This is a genomic window from Streptomyces sp. NBC_01268 (assembly GCF_036240795.1).
Lineage (GTDB): Bacteria > Actinomycetota > Actinomycetes > Streptomycetales > Streptomycetaceae > Streptomyces.
Genome location: NZ_CP108454.1, coordinates 3,555,781 through 3,576,957, shown reverse-complemented (window position 1 = coordinate 3,576,957; position 21,177 = coordinate 3,555,781). Strand labels below are relative to the sequence as shown.

Genomic DNA, 21,177 nt, shown 5'->3' with positions numbered 1-21,177 from the left:
GCGGGGGGTGTGGTGCCGCTGTCAGCGGGTGTAGTAGCCGGCGATGTCGGCGATGAGGTCGACGGTGCCGGCGTGGTTGTAGAAGGTGACCTTGCCTTCCTTCACGGGGACGACGACCAGGTTCGGGACGGTCTGGCCGGCGGTGAAGTTGAGGTTGGAGGCGGCGGTGCGGGTGGTCCCGTATGGGTAGACGGAGACGAAGCCGGTGGCCGTCGGGTTGGTCGCGGTCACGTTGAGGACGACGGCGGTGTACTTGAACCCCACCGCCAGGTTCACGGTCTTGCCGGCCCCGACCTTGGCCCGTGCGACGCCGGTGCCGTTGCGGGTGTCCATGAGCCGCTTGGGCTGCATGCCGGTGAAGACGGAGCCGGTGTCCTTCTTGAAGTAGCCGGCGACGTCGGCGAGGAGGTCGACGGTGCCGGCCTTGTTGTAGAACGTGACCTTGCCGTCCTTGACCGGGACGACGACGAGGTTCGGGACCGTCCGGCCGGCGGTGAAGTTGAGGTTGGACGCGGCGGTGCGGGTCGTCCCGTACGGATAGACGGAGACGAAGCTGGTCGCGGTCGGGTTGGTCGCGGTGACGTTCATGACGACGGCCGTGGCGCCCGGCTCGGTGACGGGCAGGGTGACGGTGCCGTTCGCGGCCAGCTTGGCCTTGGCGACGCCGGTGCCCGTGCGGGTGTCCATCAGACGGGTGGGCGTGACGGGCTGGTAGGCCGAACCCGCCGTGCCCTCGGTGTAGTAGCCCGCGACGTCGGCGAGCAGGTCGACCGATCCGGCGCGGTTGTAGAACTCGACCCAGCCGTTGACGACGGGCACGGTGACCAGGTTGGCGCTGGTCCGGCCCGCGGTGAAGTTGAGGTTCGAGGCGGAGGTGCGCTGCGTCTCGTACGGGTAGACGGAGACGAAGCTGCTCGTGGTCGCGTTGGTCGCGGTCACGTTCAGCACGACGGCGCTGAGCCCCTCGGCGGGCACGCCCGCCGTGCCGGCCACCTTCAGGATGACCTTGCCGTCGGCCCCCAGCTTGGCCTTGGGGACGCCGAGGCCGGAGCGGGTGTCCATGAGGCGGGTGGGGGCGACGGGGGTGTAGGTGCCGGGGAGGGTGGTGAGGGAGCTGCCGGTGACGTTGAGCGCCGCCCACGCGGTCTGCGCGGCGCCGACCCCGTCCAGCGGGCGGGCGGTCATCTCCCAGCGGTACTGGCCGGATTCGATGCCGCGGCCCTTCGCGTCCTTGCCGTCCCAGGCCACGCGGACGGCGGCGCCGTCACCCCGCGTCCCTTCGAAGGTGCGCAGGACCTCGCCGTTGCCCTTCAGGAGGGAGACCTTCCACGAGCCGACCGGCTTGGAGAACCGCCAGACGGGTGCCCAGGTCGCCTTCGGCTCGGCCGTGTCCTTGCCGCTGAAGGGCAGGTCGGAGGGCACGTGGGACTCGACGAGCGCGAGCGGCTGGCGGGTCGACGCGACCCGCTTGACGTGGATGTCCTGCGTCCTCGGGTCGACGAACGCGACATCGCCGCCGAACTTGTCCACGGTCCAGGTCGTCCTGCGGCCGGAACCCGTCGCGGAGGCGGTCAGGTCCGCGAAGTCGGTGGTGGTGCCGGTGGCCGCGTCCGTCAGGCGCAGTCTGTCGCCCTCGTGGCGGACGACGAAGCCGTCGCCGAGCAGCGCCTCGCCGGTGGGCACGGCCACGCTCTTCTTCAGCGTCTGGTCGTAGACGCCGGCCTTGGTGGTGCCGCAGGCCCAGTACAGCCAGCGGCCCGTGGCCTGGAGTTCGGTGGGCCGGCAGCCGGAGCCGAGGTCGACGGGTGCCGAGGTCGCCTTCGTCTTCAGGTCGTACGAGTTGACCGTACCGGCGGTCGCCGCGGGCTTCCACGCCTTGGTGCCCCAGACAGCGGCGGGGGAGTCGGTCAGGGTGAGCAGGACGGCCGAGGCGTCCGCGCGGGCGTGCTCGAGGTCGCCGACGTAGGTCCGTGTCCCGTCGGTCGCCACGGCGTAGCGGCCCGCCGCGTCCACGACGGTGCTCTGGGGAGGCAGCGGGAAGGTCTTGTAGGAGCCGAGACCGGTGGGGGCGGCGAGCGTGCTGCCGGAGTACGCCACCGTGTCGCCGTCTCCGAGGGAGGCCATGCTGGTCGCCGGGTCGCGGAAGGAGTACCGCAGCGTCGGGGTGGCCGAGGCGGGGGCACCCGTGGTGTTCACGTCGACGTCGAGGAGCTCGGTCGTGTCGTCGCGGGGGCTCAGGTAGCTCAACCGGCCGCCGCCGAGCGCGAGGCGGGTGACGCCCCGGGGCATGACCGGTACGGCGCGGACCGTGTCGAGCACGGGCTTGGTGTCCGTACCGAGGGCGATGCGGCGCACCGCCCAGTCGGTGGCACTGCTGCCGCCGACGGTGCGGAGGCTGCCGTCGCCTGCAGGGACGATCAGGGCCGCCGTGTGGGGCAGCAGCTCCACGGCGGTGTCGCCGCCGAGCGGGACCGCGCGGAGCGGCGCGCCGAGGGCAGGCCGCGGCCCGGCGTAGGCGGTGGTGAGCACCCAGTCGCCGAGGACGCCGAAGTCGCCGGTGACCAGGCCGGCTTCCTTCGCTACGACGACGGTCGTCACGGGCTGGACGGTCGGGTTCGACCGGGGCACCGAGAGCAGTGTGCCCGAGCCGCCCTTCCGGGCCAGGATGTGCGCCGGGGAGAGGCGGTAGTCGGTGAGCCCGGAGAGCGCGGGCGGGAGTTCGGTGAGGACGGCGCTCGCGAAGTCGAGGTAGAACGCCCGATCACCGACCGGGTTGGAGAAGAGCGCGCCTCCGGAGTCCTGCACCTCCAGGTACAGGTCCTCCACGCTTGCCGGGAGGCCGGTCACGGGGCGTTCGGAGGGTGCCCCGTCCACGGAGGAGAGCAGCGTGATCGAGGTGAGCTTGTCCGCCTCGAACCTGCCGGCCAGCACGGTGTCGGCAGTGAACGCCTCGATCCAGGACAGGCCCTGGGGCACGTCGACCGAAGTCTTGCGGTCGGTCGCGAGGTCGGTGATCTCGATGGCGCCGCCGGACCACTTGGCGCTGAGCCCGGAGTGGCCGGACTCCGCCTGCCAGGGCAGGGGCTTCGTCGCACCCGAGGCCGCATCCGTCCACACGATGCCCTCGGTGCCCTCCTGCCGGTGTGCGTAGCCGGTGGCTCCCGCCTGGAGCAGGACGTCCAGACGCGGTTTCTCGCGTCCCGGATCCGGGACCACGACCTCGTCGGCCGCGGTGCCGACCGCGGGTGCCGCCGCGACCGCCCCCGTGACCGTCGCGGTCAGCCCGGCGGTGATGCCGAGTGTGGTGGCGAGGGCGAGCATCTTCCGGGCCCGCGCTCGTACGTGCTGCTGCAAGGTGGGTTCCCCTCCCGGGGGTCGTCAGGCTCGGGGGCGGGCGCCGTTTTGCAGCGCGGGTTCCGCGCTGCCCCCTCCGGCGCCCGTCCGAGGGCCGTGAACGTCGTCCTGGTGTCAGTCGGTGTAGTAGCCGGCGATGTCGGCGATGAGGTCGACGGTGCCGGCGTGGTTGTAGAAGGTGACCTGGCCGTCCCGGACAGGGACCACGACGAGGTTCGGGATGGTCTGGCCGGCGGTGAAGTTGAGGTTGGACGCGGCGGTGCGGGTCGTCCCGTACGGGTGGACGGAGACGTAGCCGGCCGACGTCGGGTTCGTGGCGGTGACGTTGAGGACCACGGCCGTGCACCTCTCTCCGACGTGGAGGCTGACGGTCTTGCCCGCGCCGACCTTGCCCCGGGCGACGCCGGTGCCGTCACGGGTGTCCATGAGGCGATAGGGCTGCATGCCGGTGAAGACGGAGCCGGTGTCCTTCTTGAAGTAGCCGGCGACGTCGGCGAGGAGGTCGATGGTGCCGTACTTGTTGTAGAAGGTGACCTTGCCGTCCTTGACCGGGACGACGACCAGGTTCGGGACGGTCCGGCCGGCGGTGAAGTTGAGGTTCGAGGCGGCCGTGCGGGCCGTCCCGTACGGGTAGACCGACACGAAGCTGGTCGCGGTCGGGTTCGTGGCGGTCACGTTGAGCACGACGGCGGTCGCGCCGGGCTCGGTGACGGGCAGGGTGACGGTGCCGTTCGCGGCGACCTTGGCCTTGGCGACGCCGGTCCCGTTGCGGGTGTCCATGAGCCGCTTCGGCGTGACCGGCTGGTAGGCCGAACCGGCCGTGCCCGCCGTGTAGTAGCCCGCGATGTCGGCGAGCAGGTCGACCGAACCGGCGCGGTTGAAGAACTTCACGTGGCCGTCGACGACCGGGACGGTCACCAGGTTCGCGGCGGTCCTGCCCGCGGTGAAGTTGAGGTTCGACGCGGACGTCTGCCGGGTCCCGGAGGGGTAGACGGAGACGTGGCTGCTCGTGGTCGCGTTGGTCGCGGTCACGTTCAGGACCACCGCCGTCACGCCCGTGGCCGGCACCCCGCCGGCGCCCGTGACCTTGAGGGAGACGGTCTTCCCGGCGCCGACCTTGGCCTTCGGGACGCCGAGGCCGGAGCGGGTGTCCATGAGGCGGGTGGGGGTGACGGGGGTGTAGGTGCCGGGGAGGGTGGTGAGGCCGACGTCGAACGCCTCGACCGTGCCGGTGCGGCGGAGCGCGGCCCCGACGCCGTTCACGGGCTGGGCGTTCATGACGTACGTGTACGTGCCGTCCTCGACGCCACGGCCCAGGTCGTCACGGCTGTCCCAGTCGATGCGGACGCCCGCGCCGTTCCCGGTGGTGCCGCGGTAGGTGCGGACGACCTTGCCGGCCGCGTTCTTGATCTCGACGCTCCACGCGCCGACGGCACGGGACATGCGCCAGCGGAGCTTGCTGGTGCCGCCGGAGACCTGCAGGGCGCCCGTGTCGAGCAGGGTGAACGGCTGAGGGGTGACGGCGACCCGCTTGACGTGGATGTCCTGTGTGCCGGGGACGATGAACGCGACGTCGTCGCCGAACTTGTCCACGGTCCAGGTCGTCCCGCGGCCGGAGTCGGACGCCGAGGCCGGAAGGTCCGCGAAGTCCGTGGTGACGCCGGTGGCCGCGTCCGTCAGGCGCAGCTTGTCGCCCTCGTGGCGGACGACGAAGCCGTCGCCGAGCAGCGCCTCGCCGGTGGGCACGGCCACGCTCTTCTTCAGCGTCTGGTCGTAGACGCCGGCCTTGGTGGTGCCGCAGGCCCAGTACAGCCAGCGGCCGGTGGTCTGGAGCTCGGTGGGCCGGCAGCCGGACCTGAGGTCGACGGGTGCCGAGGTGACCTTCGTCTTCAGGTCGTACGAGTTGACCGTGCCCGCCGTCGTGGCGGGCTTCCATGCCTTGGTGCCCCAGACCGTGGCGGGGGAGTTCGTCAGGGTGAGCAGGACGGACGGCTCGTCCGCGTGGAAGTTGTCGAGGTCGCCGACGTAGGTCTTGGTGCCGCTCGTGGCCACGGCGTAGCGGCCCGCCGCGTCCACGACGGTGCTCTGGGCGGGCAGCGGCACGAACCTGTAGGAGCCGGGGCTGGTGGGCGCGGCGAGCGAGGTGCCCCACGAGGCCACGGAGTCGCCGTCGCCGAGGGAGGCGAGACCGGTCACCGGGTTGACGGCGAAGGAGAACCGCAGGTTCGGCGGGGACGGCACGGGGGCGGCCGTGCCGTTCGTGTCGACGTCGAAGAGCTGGAGGTAGTCGTTGTGGGGGCTCAGGAAGCTCACCCGGCCGCCGCCGAGCGCGAGGTGGCTGATGCCTCGGGGAACGACCGGCACCGTACGGACCGTGGCGAGCCGGGGCTTGCCGTCCGGGCCGATGCCGATCCGGCGCACGGCCCGGTCGGCGGCGTTGGTGCCGCCGGCCGTGAGGAGGCTGCCGTCGGGTGCGGGGATGATCCGGCCACCCGTGTTGGGCAGCAGCTCCACCGCTGCGCCGCCGCCGAGCGGGACCGCCCGGAGCGCCGGGCCGAGGGAGGGGAGCTGCCCGGTGTACGGGGTGGCGAACACCCAGTCACCGAGAACGGCGAAGTCCGTCTTGACCGAGCCCGCCGTGCTCGGCACCACGACGGTCGTCACGGGCTGCGCGGCCGGGTTCGACCGGGGAACCGTGAGCAGCGTGCCCGAGCCGCCCTTCCAGGCCAGGATGTGGTCCTGCGAGAGACGGTAGTGGGTGCTGCCCGCGAGCGGTGCCGGGAGTTCGACGAGGGTGGCGCTCGCGAAGTCGAGGTAGAACGCCCGGTCACGGATCGGGTTGGTGAAGAGGGCGCCGCGGGAGTCCTGCCTGTCCGCGTGCAGGTCCTCCAGGCCGTCGGGGAGCCCGGTCACGGGGCGTTCGACCGGAGCGCCGTTCTCGGCGGAGACCAGGGCGATCGAGGTGAGCTTCTCCGCCTCGTACGTGCCGGCCAGCACGGTGTCGGTGGTGAAGGCCTCGACCCAGGACCGGCCCTGGGGCAGGGGGATCCTGGTCGTGCGGTCGGTCGCCAGGTCGGTGATCGTGACCGCGGTCCCGCCGTCGGCGTTCGAGGCGCTGAGGCCGGAGTGGCCCCCCTCCGCCTGCCAGGACAGGGTCTTCGTCGCTCCCGAGGCCGCGTCGGTCCACAGGATGGCGTCGCTGCCCTCCTGCCGGTGCGCGTAGCCGGTGGCGCCGGCCTGGAAGAGGGTGTCCATGCGCGGCTGATACCGGCCGGGGTTCGGGATCACGATCTCGTCCGCGGCGGTGGCCGGCGCCGCGGCGGCCAGGGCCGGGGCGGGGGTCGTCGCGGTCAGGCCGACGGCGATCGCGAGTGTCGTCGCGGCGCCAAGCGCTCTGCGCGCGCGCACGCGGGGGTGTGCGTTCAAGGTGATTCCCCTCCGAAGCCTGATCAGGCAGAGGACGGGTGGCCTTCGTTCGCGCGTGTTCCGCGCGGCCCCTCCCGGCGCTTCCCGTCCGAAGCCGTGATCGTAACAGCGGCCCCGCCGCTCCGGAAGCGGGTTTCGAACGGGTTCAGATGCCCTGGAGTGTCCCGTTCACCGGGTTCATCCGGCCCGTCCCGTTCCTCTCGTACGCCCCGTACTCCTTCACCGGCACCGCGTTCGCCGCCCGCTGGATCTCCTCGCGGATCATGCGGGCGATCAGGTTCTTCCACGGCATCTTCGGCAGGGTCCGCACCAGCAGCATGCGCAGGGCGATCTTGCGGCGGGACGAGACGGTCATCTCCTTGACCATCTTCTCCGCGAAGCGCCGGTTGACCTCCACGCCCGGCCGCATCACCGTCTCGTACGCCGCGAAGGCCGCCACGTGGTCGCCGCCCGCCGCCGCGAGTTCGCAGGCCAGGACGTAGGCGCCGGTCAGGGCGAGGCCGGTGCCCTGGCCCGAGGCGGGGGAGGTGCAGTGGGCGGCGTCGCCGAGGAGGACGACGCGGCCCCGGGACCAGCGGTCCATGGTGATCGTGGCGATGGCGTCGAAGTAGAAGTCCTCGGCGTCCGCCGAGTCCGCGATCAGGCGTGGGATCTCCCAGTCGTCGCCCGCGAACGCGTCCGCGAGCAGGCGCTTCTGGGCGAGGACGTCGCGGTGGTCGTAGGCGAGCTCGGCGGGGGAGGCGAAGACGAAGCAGTTCTTGGCGGTGCCGGCGCGCTCGCCGGACGTGCTGTAGACGGAGACCAGCTTGTTCGGGCGGGCGTGGTAGGTCTCCCAGCGGTCCAGGCCCAGCCGGTCGGGGGCCGTGAAGATCGAGATGTACGCGCCCAGGTGCCGCTTGAACCGCCGTTCGTCGCCGAAGACGAGCCGCCGGGTGTGCGAGTGCATGCCGTCCGCGCCCACCACCAGGTCGAAGCGGCGACGGGCGCCGCTCTCGAAGACGACGTCCACACCCTCGCCGTCGTCGTGCAGGGAGGCGATGGAGTCGCCGAAGAGGTACTCGACGTCGTCGCGGGTCCTCTCGTGGAGGATGCGGGCGAGGTCGCCGCGCATGATCTCGTCGTCCTGCTCCGCCCGGCCGCCGAAGATCTCGGCGGGCAGTTCGCCCACGGTGCGGCCCCGCGCGTCGACGTACGAGCCGCCGGCCATGTCCGTGGAGTGCGCGCGGACCTCGTCGAGGATGCCCATCCGCTCGCAGATCTCGATGGCCCCGCCGCGCAGGTCGACCTTGTAGCCGCCGGTGCGCAGCTCGGGGGCGCGCTCGACGACGGTGGCGGTGAAGCCGTAGCGGTGCAGCCAGAGCGCGAGGGCGGGGCCGGCGATCGAGGCGCCGGAGATCAGGACCGTACGGGCTGCGCGCATGGCAGGACTCCTTGTCGGGTGGTGCGGGGCCCGTCCGGCCCCGCACACAGGACTATACGGATGTCCTACACGTCTGTCTATGACGCTTGTATAGATCCAGTGGGGGTGGCTCCCGGGTGCCGCGCGCCGGGCCGCTCACCCCCGTCCCAGCACCACCGTCCCCGACGAGCAGAACCAGCCGCCCGTCCCCGACGCCACCGCCAGCTCCGGCAGTGAGCCGTCCGGGCGGCGCACCTGGAGCCCCGGTGCCTCGCCGCGCAGTTGGCGCACCGCCTCGACGAGGAGGAACAGGCCCCGCATCCCCGGGTGGCAGGCGGAGAGGCCGCCGCCGTCGGTGTTCACCGGCAGGCGGTCCGCGCGCCCCTTCTCCTCGAAGAACGCGCCCCCCTCGCCCTTCGCGCAGAAGCCCAGGTCCTCCAGGGTCACCAGCGTCATGTAGGTGAACGCGTCGTAGATCTCGGCGAGTTCGATGTCGGCGGGGGTCACGCCGGCCCGCTCGAAGGCCAGCCTGCCGCTGACCGCCGCCGGGGAGACCGTGAAGTCCTCCCACTCCGACATCGTGGTGTGCGACGCGTACTCGCCGGTGCCGAGCACCCACACCGGGGCCTTCGCCGTGTCCGGCACGTACTCCTCGGCCGCCAGCAGCACCGCGCAGCCGCCGTCGCTGCGGATGCAGCAGTGCAGCTTGGTGAAGGGGTCGGCGATCATCGGGCCGTCCAGCACCTCGTCGACGGTGATCGGGGTCCGGAACATCGCCTCGGGGTTGAGCGCCGCGTTGGCCCTGGCCTGGACGGCCACCTCGGCCAGCTGCTCCAGGGTGGTGCCGTACTCGTGCATGTGGCGGCGGGCGGCCATCGCGTACTTGGCGATGAGGGTGTGGCCGTACGGCACCTCGAACTGGAGGGGGCCGCGGGCGCCGAAGGAGAGGTTGGAGGTGCGCCGGCGGGCCTTGATGTCGGCGCGGGCGGTGGAGCCGTAGACCAGCAGGACGGCATGGGCGCGGCCGGTCGCGATGGCGTCGGCGGCGTGGGCCGCCATGACCTCCCAGGTGGCGCCGCCGACGGCGGTCGAGTCCACCCAGCGGGGTCGCAGCCCCAGGTATTCGGCGACCTCCACCGGGGCGAGGGTGCCGAGGCCCGCCGAGGCGAGGCCGTCGATGACGGAGCGGTCGAGCCCGCTGTCCGCGAGGGCGCGGCGGGCGGCCTGGGCGTGCAGGGCGTAGGGGGTGGCCTCGTCGACGCGGCCGCAGTCGGAGAGGGATATGCCGACGACGGCGACGCGGCGACGGCGGTCCCCTGAGGTGGTGGGCATGAATCTGACGGTACATCAGATACGGTCGATCCGGTGCCCCGTAGGGAGGGCCGGGGCGCTTGATTCCGGAGCGCCGCGGGCTGTGTTTCTGGCGCTCCCCGCTCTAACATGACGCCCCGTCAGTTACGGAGGGGAGCCCCATGCGTACCGCCGCCGTCACCGAAGGCCAGCAGGAGATCCGCAGGACCCTGCGCGAACTCCTCGCGAAGCGGGCAGGACCGGCCGAGATCCGCGCCGCCGTCATCACCCCCGAGGGGTACGACACCGGGCTCTGGGCCGCCATGGCCGGCACCCTAGGCCTGCCCGGCATCGCCCTGCCCGAGGAGTACGGGGGAGCCGGCCGCGGTCCCGCCGAACTCGCCCTCGCCTGCGAGGAGACCGGCCGCGCCCTCGCCCCCTCCCCGCTGCTCGCCACCGCCGTCCTCGTCGCCCCGCTGATCGCCGCCCTCGGCACCGAGCGGCAGCGTGCCGAGCTGCTGCCCCGAATCGCCGACGGGTCGCTGACCTGCGCCCTCGCCCTGCCCGGCGGCTCGCTCCCGCTCGCCCTCGGGCTGACGGGGGACAACGCGGCCGAGCCCTGGTCCGGCGGCGGGCGCTCCGGCGGCGTCCAGGCGACCCGGCCCGCCGGCGCCGAGCGCTGGTCGCTCTACGGCGAGGCCGTCCACGTCCTCGACGGGCACAGCGCCGGGCTGCTCCTGGTCGCCGCGCACGCCGGCGGCTTCCCGCGCAGCCGCACCCTGCTCTTCCTGGTGCGCGGGACGGAGGGCGCGGCCGGACTCGTACGGCAGCGGCAGCCCGCGCTCGATGTCACCCGGTCCCAGGCCACCGTCCAGTTCAGGGACGTGGAGGGGGAGTTGCTGGGGGAGGAGGGGGCGGAGGCGCCGGTGGTCCTCGCCGCGCTCGCCGCCGCCGGGCGCACCGCGGCCGTCGCCCTCGCCGCGGAGGCCGTCGGCGCCGCCCGCGCCGCCCTCGACCGGACCGTGGAGCACGTCGGCACCCGCGAGCGGTTCGGGCGCCCGGCCGGCTCCTTCCAGGCGGTGGAGCACCACCTCGCCGATCTCGTGGTCCGGGTCGAGGCCGCCCGCTCGCTCACCTTCTGCGCCGCCCTCGACGACGCCGAACCGGAGGCCGGCGCGCTGGCCCTCGCCCAGGCCCTCGAAGCGCTGCGGGCGGTCGCCGCGGAGACCGCCCGGCCGCACGGCGGCGTCGGCGGCACCTGGGAGCAGGACGCCCCTCTGTACTTCCGGCGCGCGGCCGCCGACGAGCTCCTCTTCGGCCCCGTCCACCGGCTGCGCGCCCGCGCCGCCGAACGCAGCGGACTCTTCGGGGAGGTGGCCTAGATGCCGATCGGACTGCGCCTGATGCAGAAGGTCTCCTCCACCCGGGCCTTCGCCAAGGTCGCCCCGCACTTCATCCCCGCCATGGACCGGACCGTGCACCGGCTGACGCGCGGCAAGGTGATGCTCAGCGCGCAGATGCTGCCGGGCGTGGTCCTCACCGCCAAGGGGGCGAAGTCCGGGCAGCCGCGGGTCACCCCGCTCGCCTGCATGCCGGAGCCGGCGGACGGGACCTGGCTGCTGATCGGCTCCAACTTCGGCCGCCCGGGTCATCCGGCCTGGACCGCCAACCTGCTCGCCCACCCGGACGCCGAGGTCAGCTGGCGCGGCGAGAGCTTCCCCGTACGGGCCCGGCTGCTCGCGGGGGAGGAGCGGGCGGCGGCCTGGCGGGCGGCGCTGGCCTTCTGGCCGCCGTACGCGACGTACCAGGCGCGGATCGAGCGCGAGATCCGCCTCTTCCGGCTGACCAGGACCACCCCGGCGGAGGGGTGAAAGAACGCCGGCGGCAGTCCCGGGCCCGTACGACAGGTACGAGCGCGGGACCGCCGCCGGCGCGACAGGACGGGTGAAGGAGAGCCCCGAGGGCTCGCGGGGGCTACTTCGTCGGCTTCTTGCCCGTGATCCCCAGGTGCACCAACAGGGCCAGGTTCGGGCGCAGTTCGGCCTGCTTCACGCCCCAGGTCTGGAAGCCCTTCTGGTGGCCGGCGACCGCCGCCAGCATGGCCACCAGTGAGCCCGCCATCGCGGCGGGGCTGACGTCCTTGTCGACCTTGCCCTTCGCCTGGAGCTCCTTCACCGCGTCCGTCAGGGAGTTGGTGACCGAGTTCAGGATCTTCATGCGGATCTTGTAGAACCGCTTGTCGCCCTCCGCGGCTCCGAGGTCCACCACCCGCAGGATCGCGTCGTGCCGGCGCCAGAAGTCCAGGAATCCCTCGACCAGTTCCTCGGAGGTCTGCCAGCCGGCCTTGCCGACCCAGGAGCGGCCGGAGACCAGATCGGTCAATCCCGCGCCCTCCTTGGCCATTTCCTCCGCGATTTCGAGGACTGCGCCCTCGACGTCAGGGAAGTACTGGTAGAACGTCGCGGGTGAAGTACCCGCCTTCCGGGCCACGTCGATGACCTTGACGTCCCGGTAGGGCGAGGAGCTGAGCATCTCGCCGAGGCAGTCGAGCAGCTTCTGCCGCGTCGCCTGGCCGCGTCGTCCGGCCACGCGGCCGTCGACGGTGCGTACTTGTCCTGTCATGCCGTCAGCTTACCGAGGGGTGATCGGCGCGCGATTCGGCCGACTGCAAATGGGTATCGGGCCCCGGATCCGTGGCCCGCTCCCCAATAGGCTTATTAACAGCCTGTGGACAACTTCGGTGGACAACTGCTTCGGAGCCCTTGTGGGGCAAGGGCTCCGGACCCCCTAAAGGCACATATGTTCGCTTTTGGAGGGGTGCGGGGCGCGGAGACGGACCCTAGCGTGAGGCCATGGCCGTATTCACACAGGGCACCCCCTGCTGGGTGGACGCGCAGCTCCCCGACCTCGAAGCGGGCAAGCGCTTCTACGGCGAGCTCTTCGGCTGGAGCTTCGACCCCGACCGCGACGAGGCCCTCCTCGACGGCAGGCGGGTCGCCGGCCTCCTGCCCAAGCGCGACGGCCGGATGCCCACCACCTGGACCGTCTACCTCGCCACCGGCAACGCCGGAACCCTCGCCGCCCGGATCAAGGCGGCCGGCGGCCGGATGGTCATGGAGCCCTACCCCGTCGGCCCCTTCGGCGTCCGGGCCCTCGCCGCCGACCCCGGCGGCGCCGTCTTCGGACTGCGCCAGTCCGGCGACGACGACGGCTTCGAGACCGTGAACCGGCCCGGCACCTTCTGCTGGATGGAGGTGTACACCCGGGAGCCCGAAGCGGTCGACACCTTCTACGCCACCGTCTTCGGCTGGCTGGGCCGTCAGGCCGACCCCGACGAGGAGGGCCGCGACGGCTCCTTCGACTACCGCGTCTGGTCCCCGCCCGGCTCCCGCGCGGGCGACGACAGCGCCTTCGGCGGCCGGGCCGTCATGACCGACGCCTTCCCCGCCGAGCTGCCCGGCCACGTCCTCCCGTACTTCGCCGTCCGGGACTGCGACGCGACCTGCGCCACCGCCGTACGGCTCGGCGGCCGGGTCGCCACCGACCCCTTCGACACCCCGCACGGGCGGATCGCCGTCCTCCACGACAACCAGGGCGCCCGCTTCGCCGTCCTCGCCGAGCCCGCCGAATGAGTGACCGCCCGAGCGGCGGCGCGCGTGGCGATATGAGCTAGGACACCCCGATCCGCCCCCGGGTTCGCAACCACCGCCCCGGACAGGAACAATCAGGGTCCACGGGGCCGTACCCTCATGGCCCTACGGGGAGGTGGCAGGCAAGTGGAGCAGCTGACGCAGCACGACCCGAGACGGATCGGGCCCTTCGAGGTGCTGGGCCGGCTCGGTGCGGGCGGAATGGGCCTCGTCTATCTCGCGCGCTCGGCGTCCGGGCGGCGCGTGGCGATCAAGACGGTACGGACGGAGCTCGCCGAGGACCAGCTGTTCCGCGTCCGCTTCACCCGCGAGGTCGAGGCCGCCCGGGCGGTGTCCGGCTTCTACACGGCGGCCGTCGTCGACGCCGACCCGCGCGCCGCCGTGCCGTGGCTCGCCACCGCCTACGTACCGGCGCCCTCCCTCGAAGAGATAGTGAACGAGTGCGGGCCGCTCCCGGCCCAGGCGGTGCGCTGGCTCGCGGCCGGCGTCGCCGAGGCCCTGCAGTCCATCCACGGCGCCGGCCTCGTCCACCGCGACCTCAAGCCCTCCAACGTCCTCGTCGTCGAGGACGGCCCCCGGGTGATCGACTTCGGCATCGCGTCGGGCGTCTCCAACACGCGCCTGACCATGACCAACGTCGCCGTCGGCACCCCGGCCTACATGTCCCCCGAGCAGGCCCGCGACTCGCGCAGCGTCACCGGCGCGAGCGACGTCTTCTCGCTGGGCTCCATGCTGGTCTTCGCCGCCACCGGGCACGCCCCGTTCCACGGCGCCAACCCGGTCGAGACCGTCTTCATGCTGCTGCGCGAGGGCCCCGACCTGGAGGGGCTGCCCGACGAGCTGCGCCCGCTGATCGACGCCTGCATGCAGATGGACGTCAGCAAGCGCCCCAGCCCGGCCGACCTCCAGGCCCAGCTGGCCCCGCACCTCTTCGGCGCCGGCAGCGACGACAGCGGTACGGCGGCCGCCTGGCTGCCGCAGCGCGCCACCGCCATGATCGAGACCCGCCGCGGCGGCCGTCCCAGCGCCCCGCAGCCCCCGGCCGAGCCGCCGAGGCCGCCGCGCCCGCCCCGGCAGCCCGCCGACTGGGGCGGCGACCCGCGCGCCGACCGGTCCGCGGACCGGTCCTCCGACCCGTACGGCGACCGTCCGGGTGGCCGGCACGCCGGTCCCGCCGCCGCCCCGGTGCCCGACGCCGGTCCCGTACGGCTGGCCGGCGCGGCCGTGCCGATCGGGCCCGGCCCCCGGGTCGCCGACACCCGGGCCGCCGTCGGCGTCGGCCTCGGTGCCGCCGCGGGCACCGCCACCGGCTGGATCCGCCCGCCCGGCGGCGGCGCGGGCGGCTCCGAGCCCGGCCCGCCGCCCGGCTCCCGCCCGCTGCCCGGCCCCGCGCAGGCGCCCGAGGCCCAGCAGGCGCCGCAGGCCCCCGAGGCGCCCGGCCACTGGCGGCCCTGGCGCTTCCGCATGTCCAACGACGTGTGGGGCACCCCCGTCGTCGACGGCGACCTGCTCTACGTCACCTCCTTCGAGGTGCACGCCCTGGACACGGCGAGCGGCCGGCGCCAGTTCAAGACCCGTGACGTGGCCTGGTCCATGGCGGTCGCCGGCGGCCGGATCCACGCCTCCGACGGGCCCACCCTGTACGCGCTCGACGCCCTCGACGGCGGCGAGCGCTGGCGGCTGCACACGGACGCCTGGGTGTACTCCCTCCAGGTGGACCGGGGCACCGTGGTCACCGGCACCCGTGGCGGCGGCGTCCAGGGCTGGGAGGCCTCCAACGGCGCCAAGCTGTGGGAGGTGACCGGCGCCCAGACCGACTTCGAGACGCCCGAGGGCGGGCCCTCCGTGCACGGCGACACCGTGTACGTGTGGCGCGACGCCCGGCTCCAGGCGCTCGACGCCCGCACGGGCGTGGAGCGCTGGTCGTACCCGGTCGGCGATGCCGCGTCCTGCGCGCAGGTGCCGGTGCGGGTGGCTCCGGCCGAGGACGGCTGCGTGTACGTCGCGGCCGGCACCCGGGTGCTGTGCGTCGACATCGCGAGCGGGCACGTCCGCTGGCACTTCGAGGCGCCGGCCGTCTTCCTCGCGCCGCCCGCCTTCGCACCCGGCCCGGCCGTCACCGGCGGCGGGGTCTACCTCGTCGACCACCTGGGCACGGTGTACGCGCTCGACGCGACCACCGGCAAGGACCGCTGGCGGATCGCCACCGAGCCCCGCCAGTCCACCGAGCCGGTCCTGGTCGCGGCGGGCAACGTCCATGTCGGCAGCGGCAGCGCGCTCTACACCCTGGACGCGGTCACCGGCACCCCCAAGTGGCGGTTCGCGGCGGGCGGCGAGCTGATCGGCGCGCCCGTCGTCGCGGACGGCCGGGTGCACTTCGGCTCGGCCGACCACGTCCTGTACACGCTGGACGCGACGGGCGGTCAGCTGCGCTGGAAGCTGGCGACGGGCGGCGAGATCACCGGCTCGCCGGTGGCCAGGAACGGCGTCGTGTACGCGTGCAGCAAGGACCGCTGCGTGTACGCGCTGGACGCGGTGAAGGGCACGGCGACCAACCGGGGCGCGTGAGCACCCCCGAGAGCCGATCCCGCGACCCTGCCCCCGCCCCCTAGGCCCGATGCTCCGGGGGCGGCGGCGTCTCGTCGCGCGCCGGGTCCCAGGGCACGTCGGCCGAGGGCGGCGGGGCGGTCTCCGGGGGCCCGTACGCGTACGGCTGCTCGGGCTGCGTCTCGTACGCCCGGGTCGGCTGCGGCGACCCGTCGAGGGTCGGGTGCGCGGGGTACGTGGCGTGTGGCGGCACCTGGTCGACCCGGGTGCGGTGGTGTGCGGAGCGGCCCGACATCACGAGCGCGCCGAGGAGCAGCAGCACCCCGCCGCCCAGGGCGTTGGCGACGCCGTCGCCGAGGCCGGTTCCGTCGCCGCCGACGGTGAGGCTCCCCTCCGCCTGTCCGACCCGCACCATCCACAGGATCGTGAAGCCGAGCACGACGAGACCCGCGAGGGCGACGAGGAGCCGGGAGCGCAGCACGACGCCGAGGACCGTGAGCAGCGCGGCGAAGGCGAAGGGCAGCAGGATGGAGCCGATCACCGAGGACTTGGTGTCGGTGATGCCGCTGAAGAGCTCGTCGATCGCGTAGTCGCGCCCGTGACGGCCGTCGTACCAGGCACGGAAGGGGCTCCAGACGGCGGCCGTCGCTCCGGCGAGGGCCAGGACCGAGCCGACGACGTTGCGGATCATCGATCGGCCTCCTCGGGTCCGGCTCTCGCTGTCGACGCTACGCCGGGTGCGGGGGGCCCGCCATGTGGCGCGGCGCCGGCACTAGGGTGACGCGGACACGACGAAGAACGGGGGAGCGGGGAATGGTCCGCACACGGCTGAAGCTGGCGGCGACGCTCACGGTGGTGGTGCTCGCGCTGACCGGTTTCCAGACCAGCAGCAGCGGCGGCCACGGTGGCGGCAGCGGCAAGTCCGGCAGCAGGTCGGGCAAGAGCAAGAGCGGCGGCGACAGCGGCGGCGGCTGCTCCAGCTCCAAGAAGAGGAACGACGACTACGACGGCGGCGGGTCGGGCGACGGCACGTACACGCCGTCGCCGACGGCCTCCACCAGCACCGCGCCGACGGCGGGTGTCGAGGTCGTGGTGGTCGACTGCGTGGAGCCCGCGCGGAAGAAGCGCAAGGGCAGGCCGGCCGTGAAGGCGGACACCACGGCGACGCTGCGGATCACCTCGCGGGACGCGACGGCGGGGACGTACCGGATCGTCGTGGAGTTCAAGGGCTCGCTCGGCTCGAAGGCGGACGGGGCCGAGACGGTGGTGACGGTCGGGGGCGGGGAGACGAAGACCTTCGAGGTCGCGATGCGGAACCCGAAGGCCGTCGACAAGGTGAAGGACTGCTACGTGTACGACGTGCGCAGGCAGCCCGAGGGCACCCCCACCCCCACCCCTACCGCGTCCTGAAGCCCTTCGTCCCGCCCCGCCCGCCGAACAGCTCGGCCTGCCGCTCCGGCGGCAGGTTCCCGAGCGTCACCAGGTGCGGCGCGTGGGCGAGGGCCTGGGCGCGGGCGGCCTCCTTGGCCGACCACAGGGCCCGCACCGTTCCCTGCACGGCCTCGGTCGGGTAGCCGGCGATGACGGCGGCGGCGCCCCGCGCGGCGGCGAGCGCCCCGCCGGTCGCGGTCAGCTCGGAGACCAGGCCGGTCTCGTACGCGCGCCGGGCGGAGACCCGTTCGGCGGTGCCCATGAGGGCCATCCGGGCGACTTCCCCGTGCGGCATCCGCTGCGCCATGTGGATGGTCTCGAAGGCGGAGACCATCCCGTAGGCGGTGTGCGGGTCGAAGAAGGCGGCGTCCTCGCCGGCCACCAGGAACTCGGCCTCGCCGAGCAGGTAGAACGCTCCGCCGCAGGCCATCCCCTCCACGGCCGCGATCACCGGTTTCCACAGGTCGTTGGCCTTGGGGCCGATTGCGAGCAGCGGATCGTCGATCGTGTAGGGGGAGGAGGGCTGTGGCACGTCCGTGGCGGCGGTGCGGTCGATGCCGGTGCAGAAGGCCCGGTCGCCGGCGCCGGTGACGACGATCGCGCGGATCCCGTCCTCGTAGCGGAAGCCGCGCCAGGTCTCGGCGAGGGTGCGGGCCATCTCCAGGGTGATGGCGTTGTGCTTCTCGGCCCGGTCGAGGGTGACGACGGCGACGCCGGTCTCCTCGTCCCGCTCCACCCGGACGCTCATCCGCGCTCCAGCAGCCAGCGCGGCACGGTGACCCCGTCGATCTCGGTGAACGCCACCTTCACGGCGGCGCCGATCCGCAGCCGGGCCGGGTCCACGGAGTTCAGCGGGGCGTCGGGGGCGGCGACGACGTTGCCGGCGAGGCGGATGCGGGGGGCTTCGGCGAGCTCGACGAGGACCGCGTTGTACGGGGCCTGTTCGGCGTAGTCGGGGAGCAGCGGCGGGTGGGGGAGGACGAAGGACCAGATCCGGCCGCGGCCGGACATCCGGCGCCACTCGCTGTCGAAGGACTGGCAGTGCGGGCAGCAGGGGCGGGGCGGGAAGCGGAGTTCGCCGCAGTCGGGGGCGGCGCAGGCCTGGACGCGGAGTTCGCCGCGGGCGGCGTACTCCCAGAAGGGGGCGCCGTCCTCGTCGGTGACGGGGGTGAGCAGGGCCATGGGTCTCAGCTCCTCAGCAGGATCGCGGACGTGGGGACGCCTTCGCCGGCGGTGACCAGGCAGGTGGCGGCGGAGGGGACCTGGGCGGTGGAGACGCCGCGGAGCTGCTTGACGCCCTCGTTGATGAGGTTGAAGCCGTGGACGTAGGCCTCGGAGAGCCCTCCGCCGCCGGTGTTGAGGGGCAGCCGGCCGCCGATCTCCAGGGCGCCCCCCTCGGTGAAGGCGGCGCCCTCGCCGCGGCCGCAGAAGCCGTAGCCCTCCAGGGAGAGCGGGATCAGCGGGGTGAAGGCGTCGTAGATCTGGGCGACGTCGACGTCCTCGGGCCCGAAGTCGGCCTGCTTCCACAGGTGTCGGGCGGCGGTCCAGGCGGGGCCGGAGAGCGGGTCGTCGTTCCAGTAGTTGACCATGCCGTGGTGCTGGGCGGGCAGGCCCTGGGCGACGGAGTGCACGTAGACGGGCTTCTGCCGGCAGTCGCGGGCCCGCTCGGCGGAGACGATGACGCAGGCCAACGCCCCGTCGGTCTCCAGGCAGTTGTCGAAGAGGCAGAGGGGCTCGCTGATCCACCGGGAGGTCATGTACATCTCGCGGGTCAGCGGGCGCTCGTACATCATCGCGGCGGGGTTCTGGTTGGCCCGGTTGCGGCAGGCGAGGGCCACGTTGAAGAGGTGGTCGCGGGTGGCGCCGTACTCGTGCATGTAGCGGCGGGCGAGCATGCCGATCTCGTCGGCGGGGCGGAGCAGTCCGAAGGGGCGGGTCCACTGGCCGGGGGTGGGCAGCTGGACGGCGGTGTTCTTCCAGGGGCGCGGCCCGCTGCCGCGCTTGCGGGAGCGCCAGGCGACGCCGACGGTGGCCTGCCCGGAGGCGATGGCGGCGGCGAGGTGCCCGACGGTGGCGCAGGAGCCGCCGCCGCCGTACCCCACCTTGGAGAAGAAGGTGACGTCGCCGGCGCCGATGGCCTTGGCCACCTCGACCTCGTCGGTCTCCTCCATGGTGTACGAGGCGAAGGCGTCGACCTCGGAGGGGGCGATGCCCGCGTCGTCGAGGGCGGCGAGGATCGCCCGGCAGGCGAGGGTCCGCTCGGACTCCGGGAGCTGTTTGGCGAAGGGGGTCTGGCCTATCCCGACGATGGCTGTTGCGTCCTTGAGCACGTGGTCCTCCCGGCCCGGCAGCACTGCTGACAGCGCGTCAGGCTACAGCTAATCTGACGGATAGTCAGCTACGGGAGGGGTGGGCGATGGAGTGGAGCTCGATACCGGAGTTGGTGCGCCGGTCGGCCGAGCGGTACGCGGAGCGCGAGGCGGTCGTCGACGGCCGCACGCGGATCACGTACGCCGAACTCGGCGAGCGCGTCGAACGCGCGGCGGCCGCCTGTCTCGCCACCGGGATACGAGCCGGGGACCGGGTCGGGATCTGGGCGCCCAACACCCTCGACTGGATCGTCTCCGCCCTCGGCGCGGTCACCGCGGGCGCCGTCCTCGTCCCGCTCAACACCCGCTTCAAGGGCGCCGAGGCCGCCGACGTGCTGGCCCGCTCGCGGGCCCGGCTGCTCTTCGTCACCGGCACCTTCCTCGGCACCTCGTACGTGGCCTCGCTGCGCCGCGCGGGCGTGGAACTGCCGGACCTGGAGCGGGTGGTGGTCTTCGGCGACACGGCGCCCGACGACCCCGGCTACGCCACCTGGAAGTCCTTCCTCTCGGAGGGGAACGACGTCCCGGCCGCCGACGTGTGGACCCGGGCCGCCACGGTCTCCCCCTCCGACCCCTCGGACATCATCTACACCTCCGGCACCACCGGGCGCCCCAAGGGCGCCGTCATCACCCACGGGCAGACCCTGCGCTGCTACGCCCTGTGGAGCGAGCTCGCGGGGCTGCGCGAGGGCGACCGCTATCTGATCGTGAACCCCTTCTTCCACACCTTCGGCTACAAGGCCGGCGTCATCGCCTGCCTCCAGCGCGGGGCGGTGATGGTGCCGCAGCCCGTCTTCAACGTGGACACGGTCCTCGCCCACATCACCGCCGAGCGGATCACCGTCCTGCCCGGCCCGCCCACCCTCCACCAGTCCCTCCTCGACCACCCGGCCCGCGGCACGTACGACCTGTCCTCGCTGCGCCTGGTCGTCACCGGCGCGGCGGTGGTCCCGCTCCAGCTGGTGGAGCGCCTGCGCACGGAGCTGGGCGTCGGCACGGTCCTCACCGCGTACGGCCTCTCCGAGGCGAGCGGCTTCGTCACGATGTGCCGACGCGGCGACCCGGCCGAGGTCATCGCGCGCACCTCCGGCCGCGCCGTCCCGGGTACGGAGCTGCGCCTCTCCGAGACGGGCGAGGTCCTGGTCCGCGGCTTCCACGTGATGGCCGGCTACTTCGAGGACGCGGAGGCGACGGCGGCGGCGATCGACCCGGAGGGCTGGCTGCACACCGGCGACGTGGGCGTCCTGGACGAGTCCGGGAACCTGCGGATCACCGACCGGATCAAGGACATGTTCATCGTCGGCGGCTTCAACGCCTACCCGGCGGAGATCGAGCAACTCCTCGGCCTGCACCCCGACATCGCCGACGTCGCCGTCGTCGGCGTCCCCGACCCCCGCCTCGGCGAGGTCGGCAAGGCCTTCGCGGTCCGCCGCCCGGGTTCGACGCTGACGGCGGACGACCTGATCGCCTGGTCCCGCCGCGAGATGGCCAACTACAAGGTGCCGCGCGAGGTCGAGTTCGTCGCGGAGCTGCCGCGCAACGCGAGCGGCAAGGTGGTGAAGGGCGAGCTGCGCGGCCGCTGAGGGCCGCGCGGCGGCACGCAAAAGGGCCTGGACCGGTTGTGCCGGTCCAGGCCCTCCCCCCTGCGCGCGCGTGGCGTGCCTCGTCCTGGTCGGGCGGACGGTCCCCACCGCCTGCCCTTCCGAACATG

General features: G+C 73.2%; 15 protein-coding genes. 6 read left to right on the top strand and 9 right to left on the bottom strand.

Features of this window, described 5'->3' with window-relative positions; genetic code table 11:
• Window positions 1–21 precede the first annotated feature (21 nt).
• The 4 genes from OG309_RS15720 to OG309_RS15705 all read right to left on the bottom strand — a co-directional run bounded on the left by OG309_RS15720 (window position 22) and on the right by OG309_RS15705 (window position 9,511).
• Window positions 22–3,354, bottom strand: coding sequence for a hypothetical protein (locus tag OG309_RS15720; protein ID WP_329421450.1), 3,333 nt, complete (start codon window positions 3,352–3,354; stop codon window positions 22–24).
• A 114-nt stretch (window positions 3,355–3,468) separates the two neighbouring features.
• The gene (locus tag OG309_RS15715; protein ID WP_329421448.1) at window positions 3,469–6,780 is read right to left on the bottom strand and encodes a FlgD immunoglobulin-like domain containing protein; all 3,312 of its coding nucleotides are present in this window, start codon (window positions 6,778–6,780) and stop codon (window positions 3,469–3,471) included.
• A gap of 145 nt (window positions 6,781–6,925) precedes the next feature.
• Window positions 6,926–8,200: an FAD-dependent monooxygenase gene (locus tag OG309_RS15710; RefSeq protein ID WP_329421446.1), complete on the bottom strand. Its 1,275-nt coding sequence runs from the start codon at window positions 8,198–8,200 to the stop codon at window positions 6,926–6,928.
• Window positions 8,201–8,335: 135 nt separating this feature from the next.
• Window positions 8,336–9,511, bottom strand: coding sequence for a thiolase C-terminal domain-containing protein (locus OG309_RS15705; protein WP_329421444.1), 1,176 nt, complete (start codon window positions 9,509–9,511; stop codon window positions 8,336–8,338).
• Window positions 9,512–9,651: 140 nt separating this feature from the next.
• Here OG309_RS15705 and OG309_RS15700 point away from each other — a divergent pair, with 140 nt between their 5' ends.
• Entirely contained in the window at window positions 9,652–10,851 is a 1,200-nt protein-coding gene (locus OG309_RS15700; RefSeq protein ID WP_329421442.1) for an acyl-CoA dehydrogenase family protein, read from the top strand.
• The gene (locus tag OG309_RS15695; RefSeq protein WP_329421441.1) at window positions 10,852–11,340 is read left to right on the top strand and encodes a nitroreductase family deazaflavin-dependent oxidoreductase; all 489 of its coding nucleotides are present in this window, start codon (window positions 10,852–10,854) and stop codon (window positions 11,338–11,340) included.
• 103 nt (window positions 11,341–11,443) lie between these two features.
• Here the strand turns inward: OG309_RS15695 and OG309_RS15690 are convergent, their stop codons facing one another.
• On the bottom strand, window positions 11,444–12,091 hold the full coding sequence (locus OG309_RS15690) for a TetR family transcriptional regulator (RefSeq protein ID WP_329421439.1): 648 nt from the start codon (window positions 12,089–12,091) through the stop codon (window positions 11,444–11,446).
• Window positions 12,092–12,321: 230 nt separating this feature from the next.
• On the opposite strand from OG309_RS15690, the gene OG309_RS15685 reads away from it, so the two are divergent.
• Entirely contained in the window at window positions 12,322–13,101 is a 780-nt protein-coding gene (locus tag OG309_RS15685) for a VOC family protein (RefSeq protein ID WP_329421437.1), read from the top strand.
• A 144-nt stretch (window positions 13,102–13,245) separates the two neighbouring features.
• Window positions 13,246–15,687 carry an outer membrane protein assembly factor BamB family protein gene (locus OG309_RS15680; protein WP_329421436.1) on the top strand — a complete coding sequence of 814 codons (2,442 nt, stop codon included), beginning with the start codon at window positions 13,246–13,248 and terminating at the stop codon, window positions 15,685–15,687.
• A 40-nt stretch (window positions 15,688–15,727) separates the two neighbouring features.
• Here OG309_RS15680 and OG309_RS15675 read toward each other — a convergent pair whose 3' ends face one another.
• The gene (locus OG309_RS15675) at window positions 15,728–16,357 is read right to left on the bottom strand and encodes a hypothetical protein (protein WP_329421434.1); all 630 of its coding nucleotides are present in this window, start codon (window positions 16,355–16,357) and stop codon (window positions 15,728–15,730) included.
• A 122-nt stretch (window positions 16,358–16,479) separates the two neighbouring features.
• Between OG309_RS15675 and OG309_RS15670 the strand changes: the two genes are divergently transcribed.
• Window positions 16,480–17,076 carry a hypothetical protein gene (locus OG309_RS15670; RefSeq protein ID WP_329421432.1) on the top strand — a complete coding sequence of 199 codons (597 nt, stop codon included), beginning with the start codon at window positions 16,480–16,482 and terminating at the stop codon, window positions 17,074–17,076.
• Here the strand turns inward: OG309_RS15670 and OG309_RS15665 are convergent.
• From OG309_RS15665 to OG309_RS15655, 3 genes are read right to left on the bottom strand one after another with little or no spacing between them, the layout of a single operon-like run.
• Window positions 17,063–17,845: an enoyl-CoA hydratase/isomerase family protein gene (locus tag OG309_RS15665; protein ID WP_329421431.1), complete on the bottom strand. Its 783-nt coding sequence runs from the start codon at window positions 17,843–17,845 to the stop codon at window positions 17,063–17,065. The two genes, OG309_RS15670 and OG309_RS15665, sit on opposite strands and share 14 nt — an antisense overlap.
• Window positions 17,842–18,279 (bottom strand): Zn-ribbon domain-containing OB-fold protein, encoded by a 438-nt coding sequence (locus OG309_RS15660; RefSeq protein ID WP_329421429.1) that lies wholly within the window; start codon window positions 18,277–18,279, stop codon window positions 17,842–17,844. The genes OG309_RS15665 and OG309_RS15660 overlap by 4 nt, the downstream gene beginning before the upstream one ends.
• A 5-nt stretch (window positions 18,280–18,284) precedes the next feature.
• Entirely contained in the window at window positions 18,285–19,427 is a 1,143-nt protein-coding gene (locus OG309_RS15655; protein ID WP_329421427.1) for a lipid-transfer protein, read from the bottom strand.
• 86 nt (window positions 19,428–19,513) lie between these two features.
• Here OG309_RS15655 and OG309_RS15650 point away from each other — a divergent pair, with 86 nt between their 5' ends.
• Window positions 19,514–21,049 carry a FadD3 family acyl-CoA ligase gene (locus OG309_RS15650; RefSeq protein ID WP_329421425.1) on the top strand — a complete coding sequence of 512 codons (1,536 nt, stop codon included), beginning with the start codon at window positions 19,514–19,516 and terminating at the stop codon, window positions 21,047–21,049.
• The last annotated feature ends 128 nt before the right edge of the window (window positions 21,050–21,177 follow it).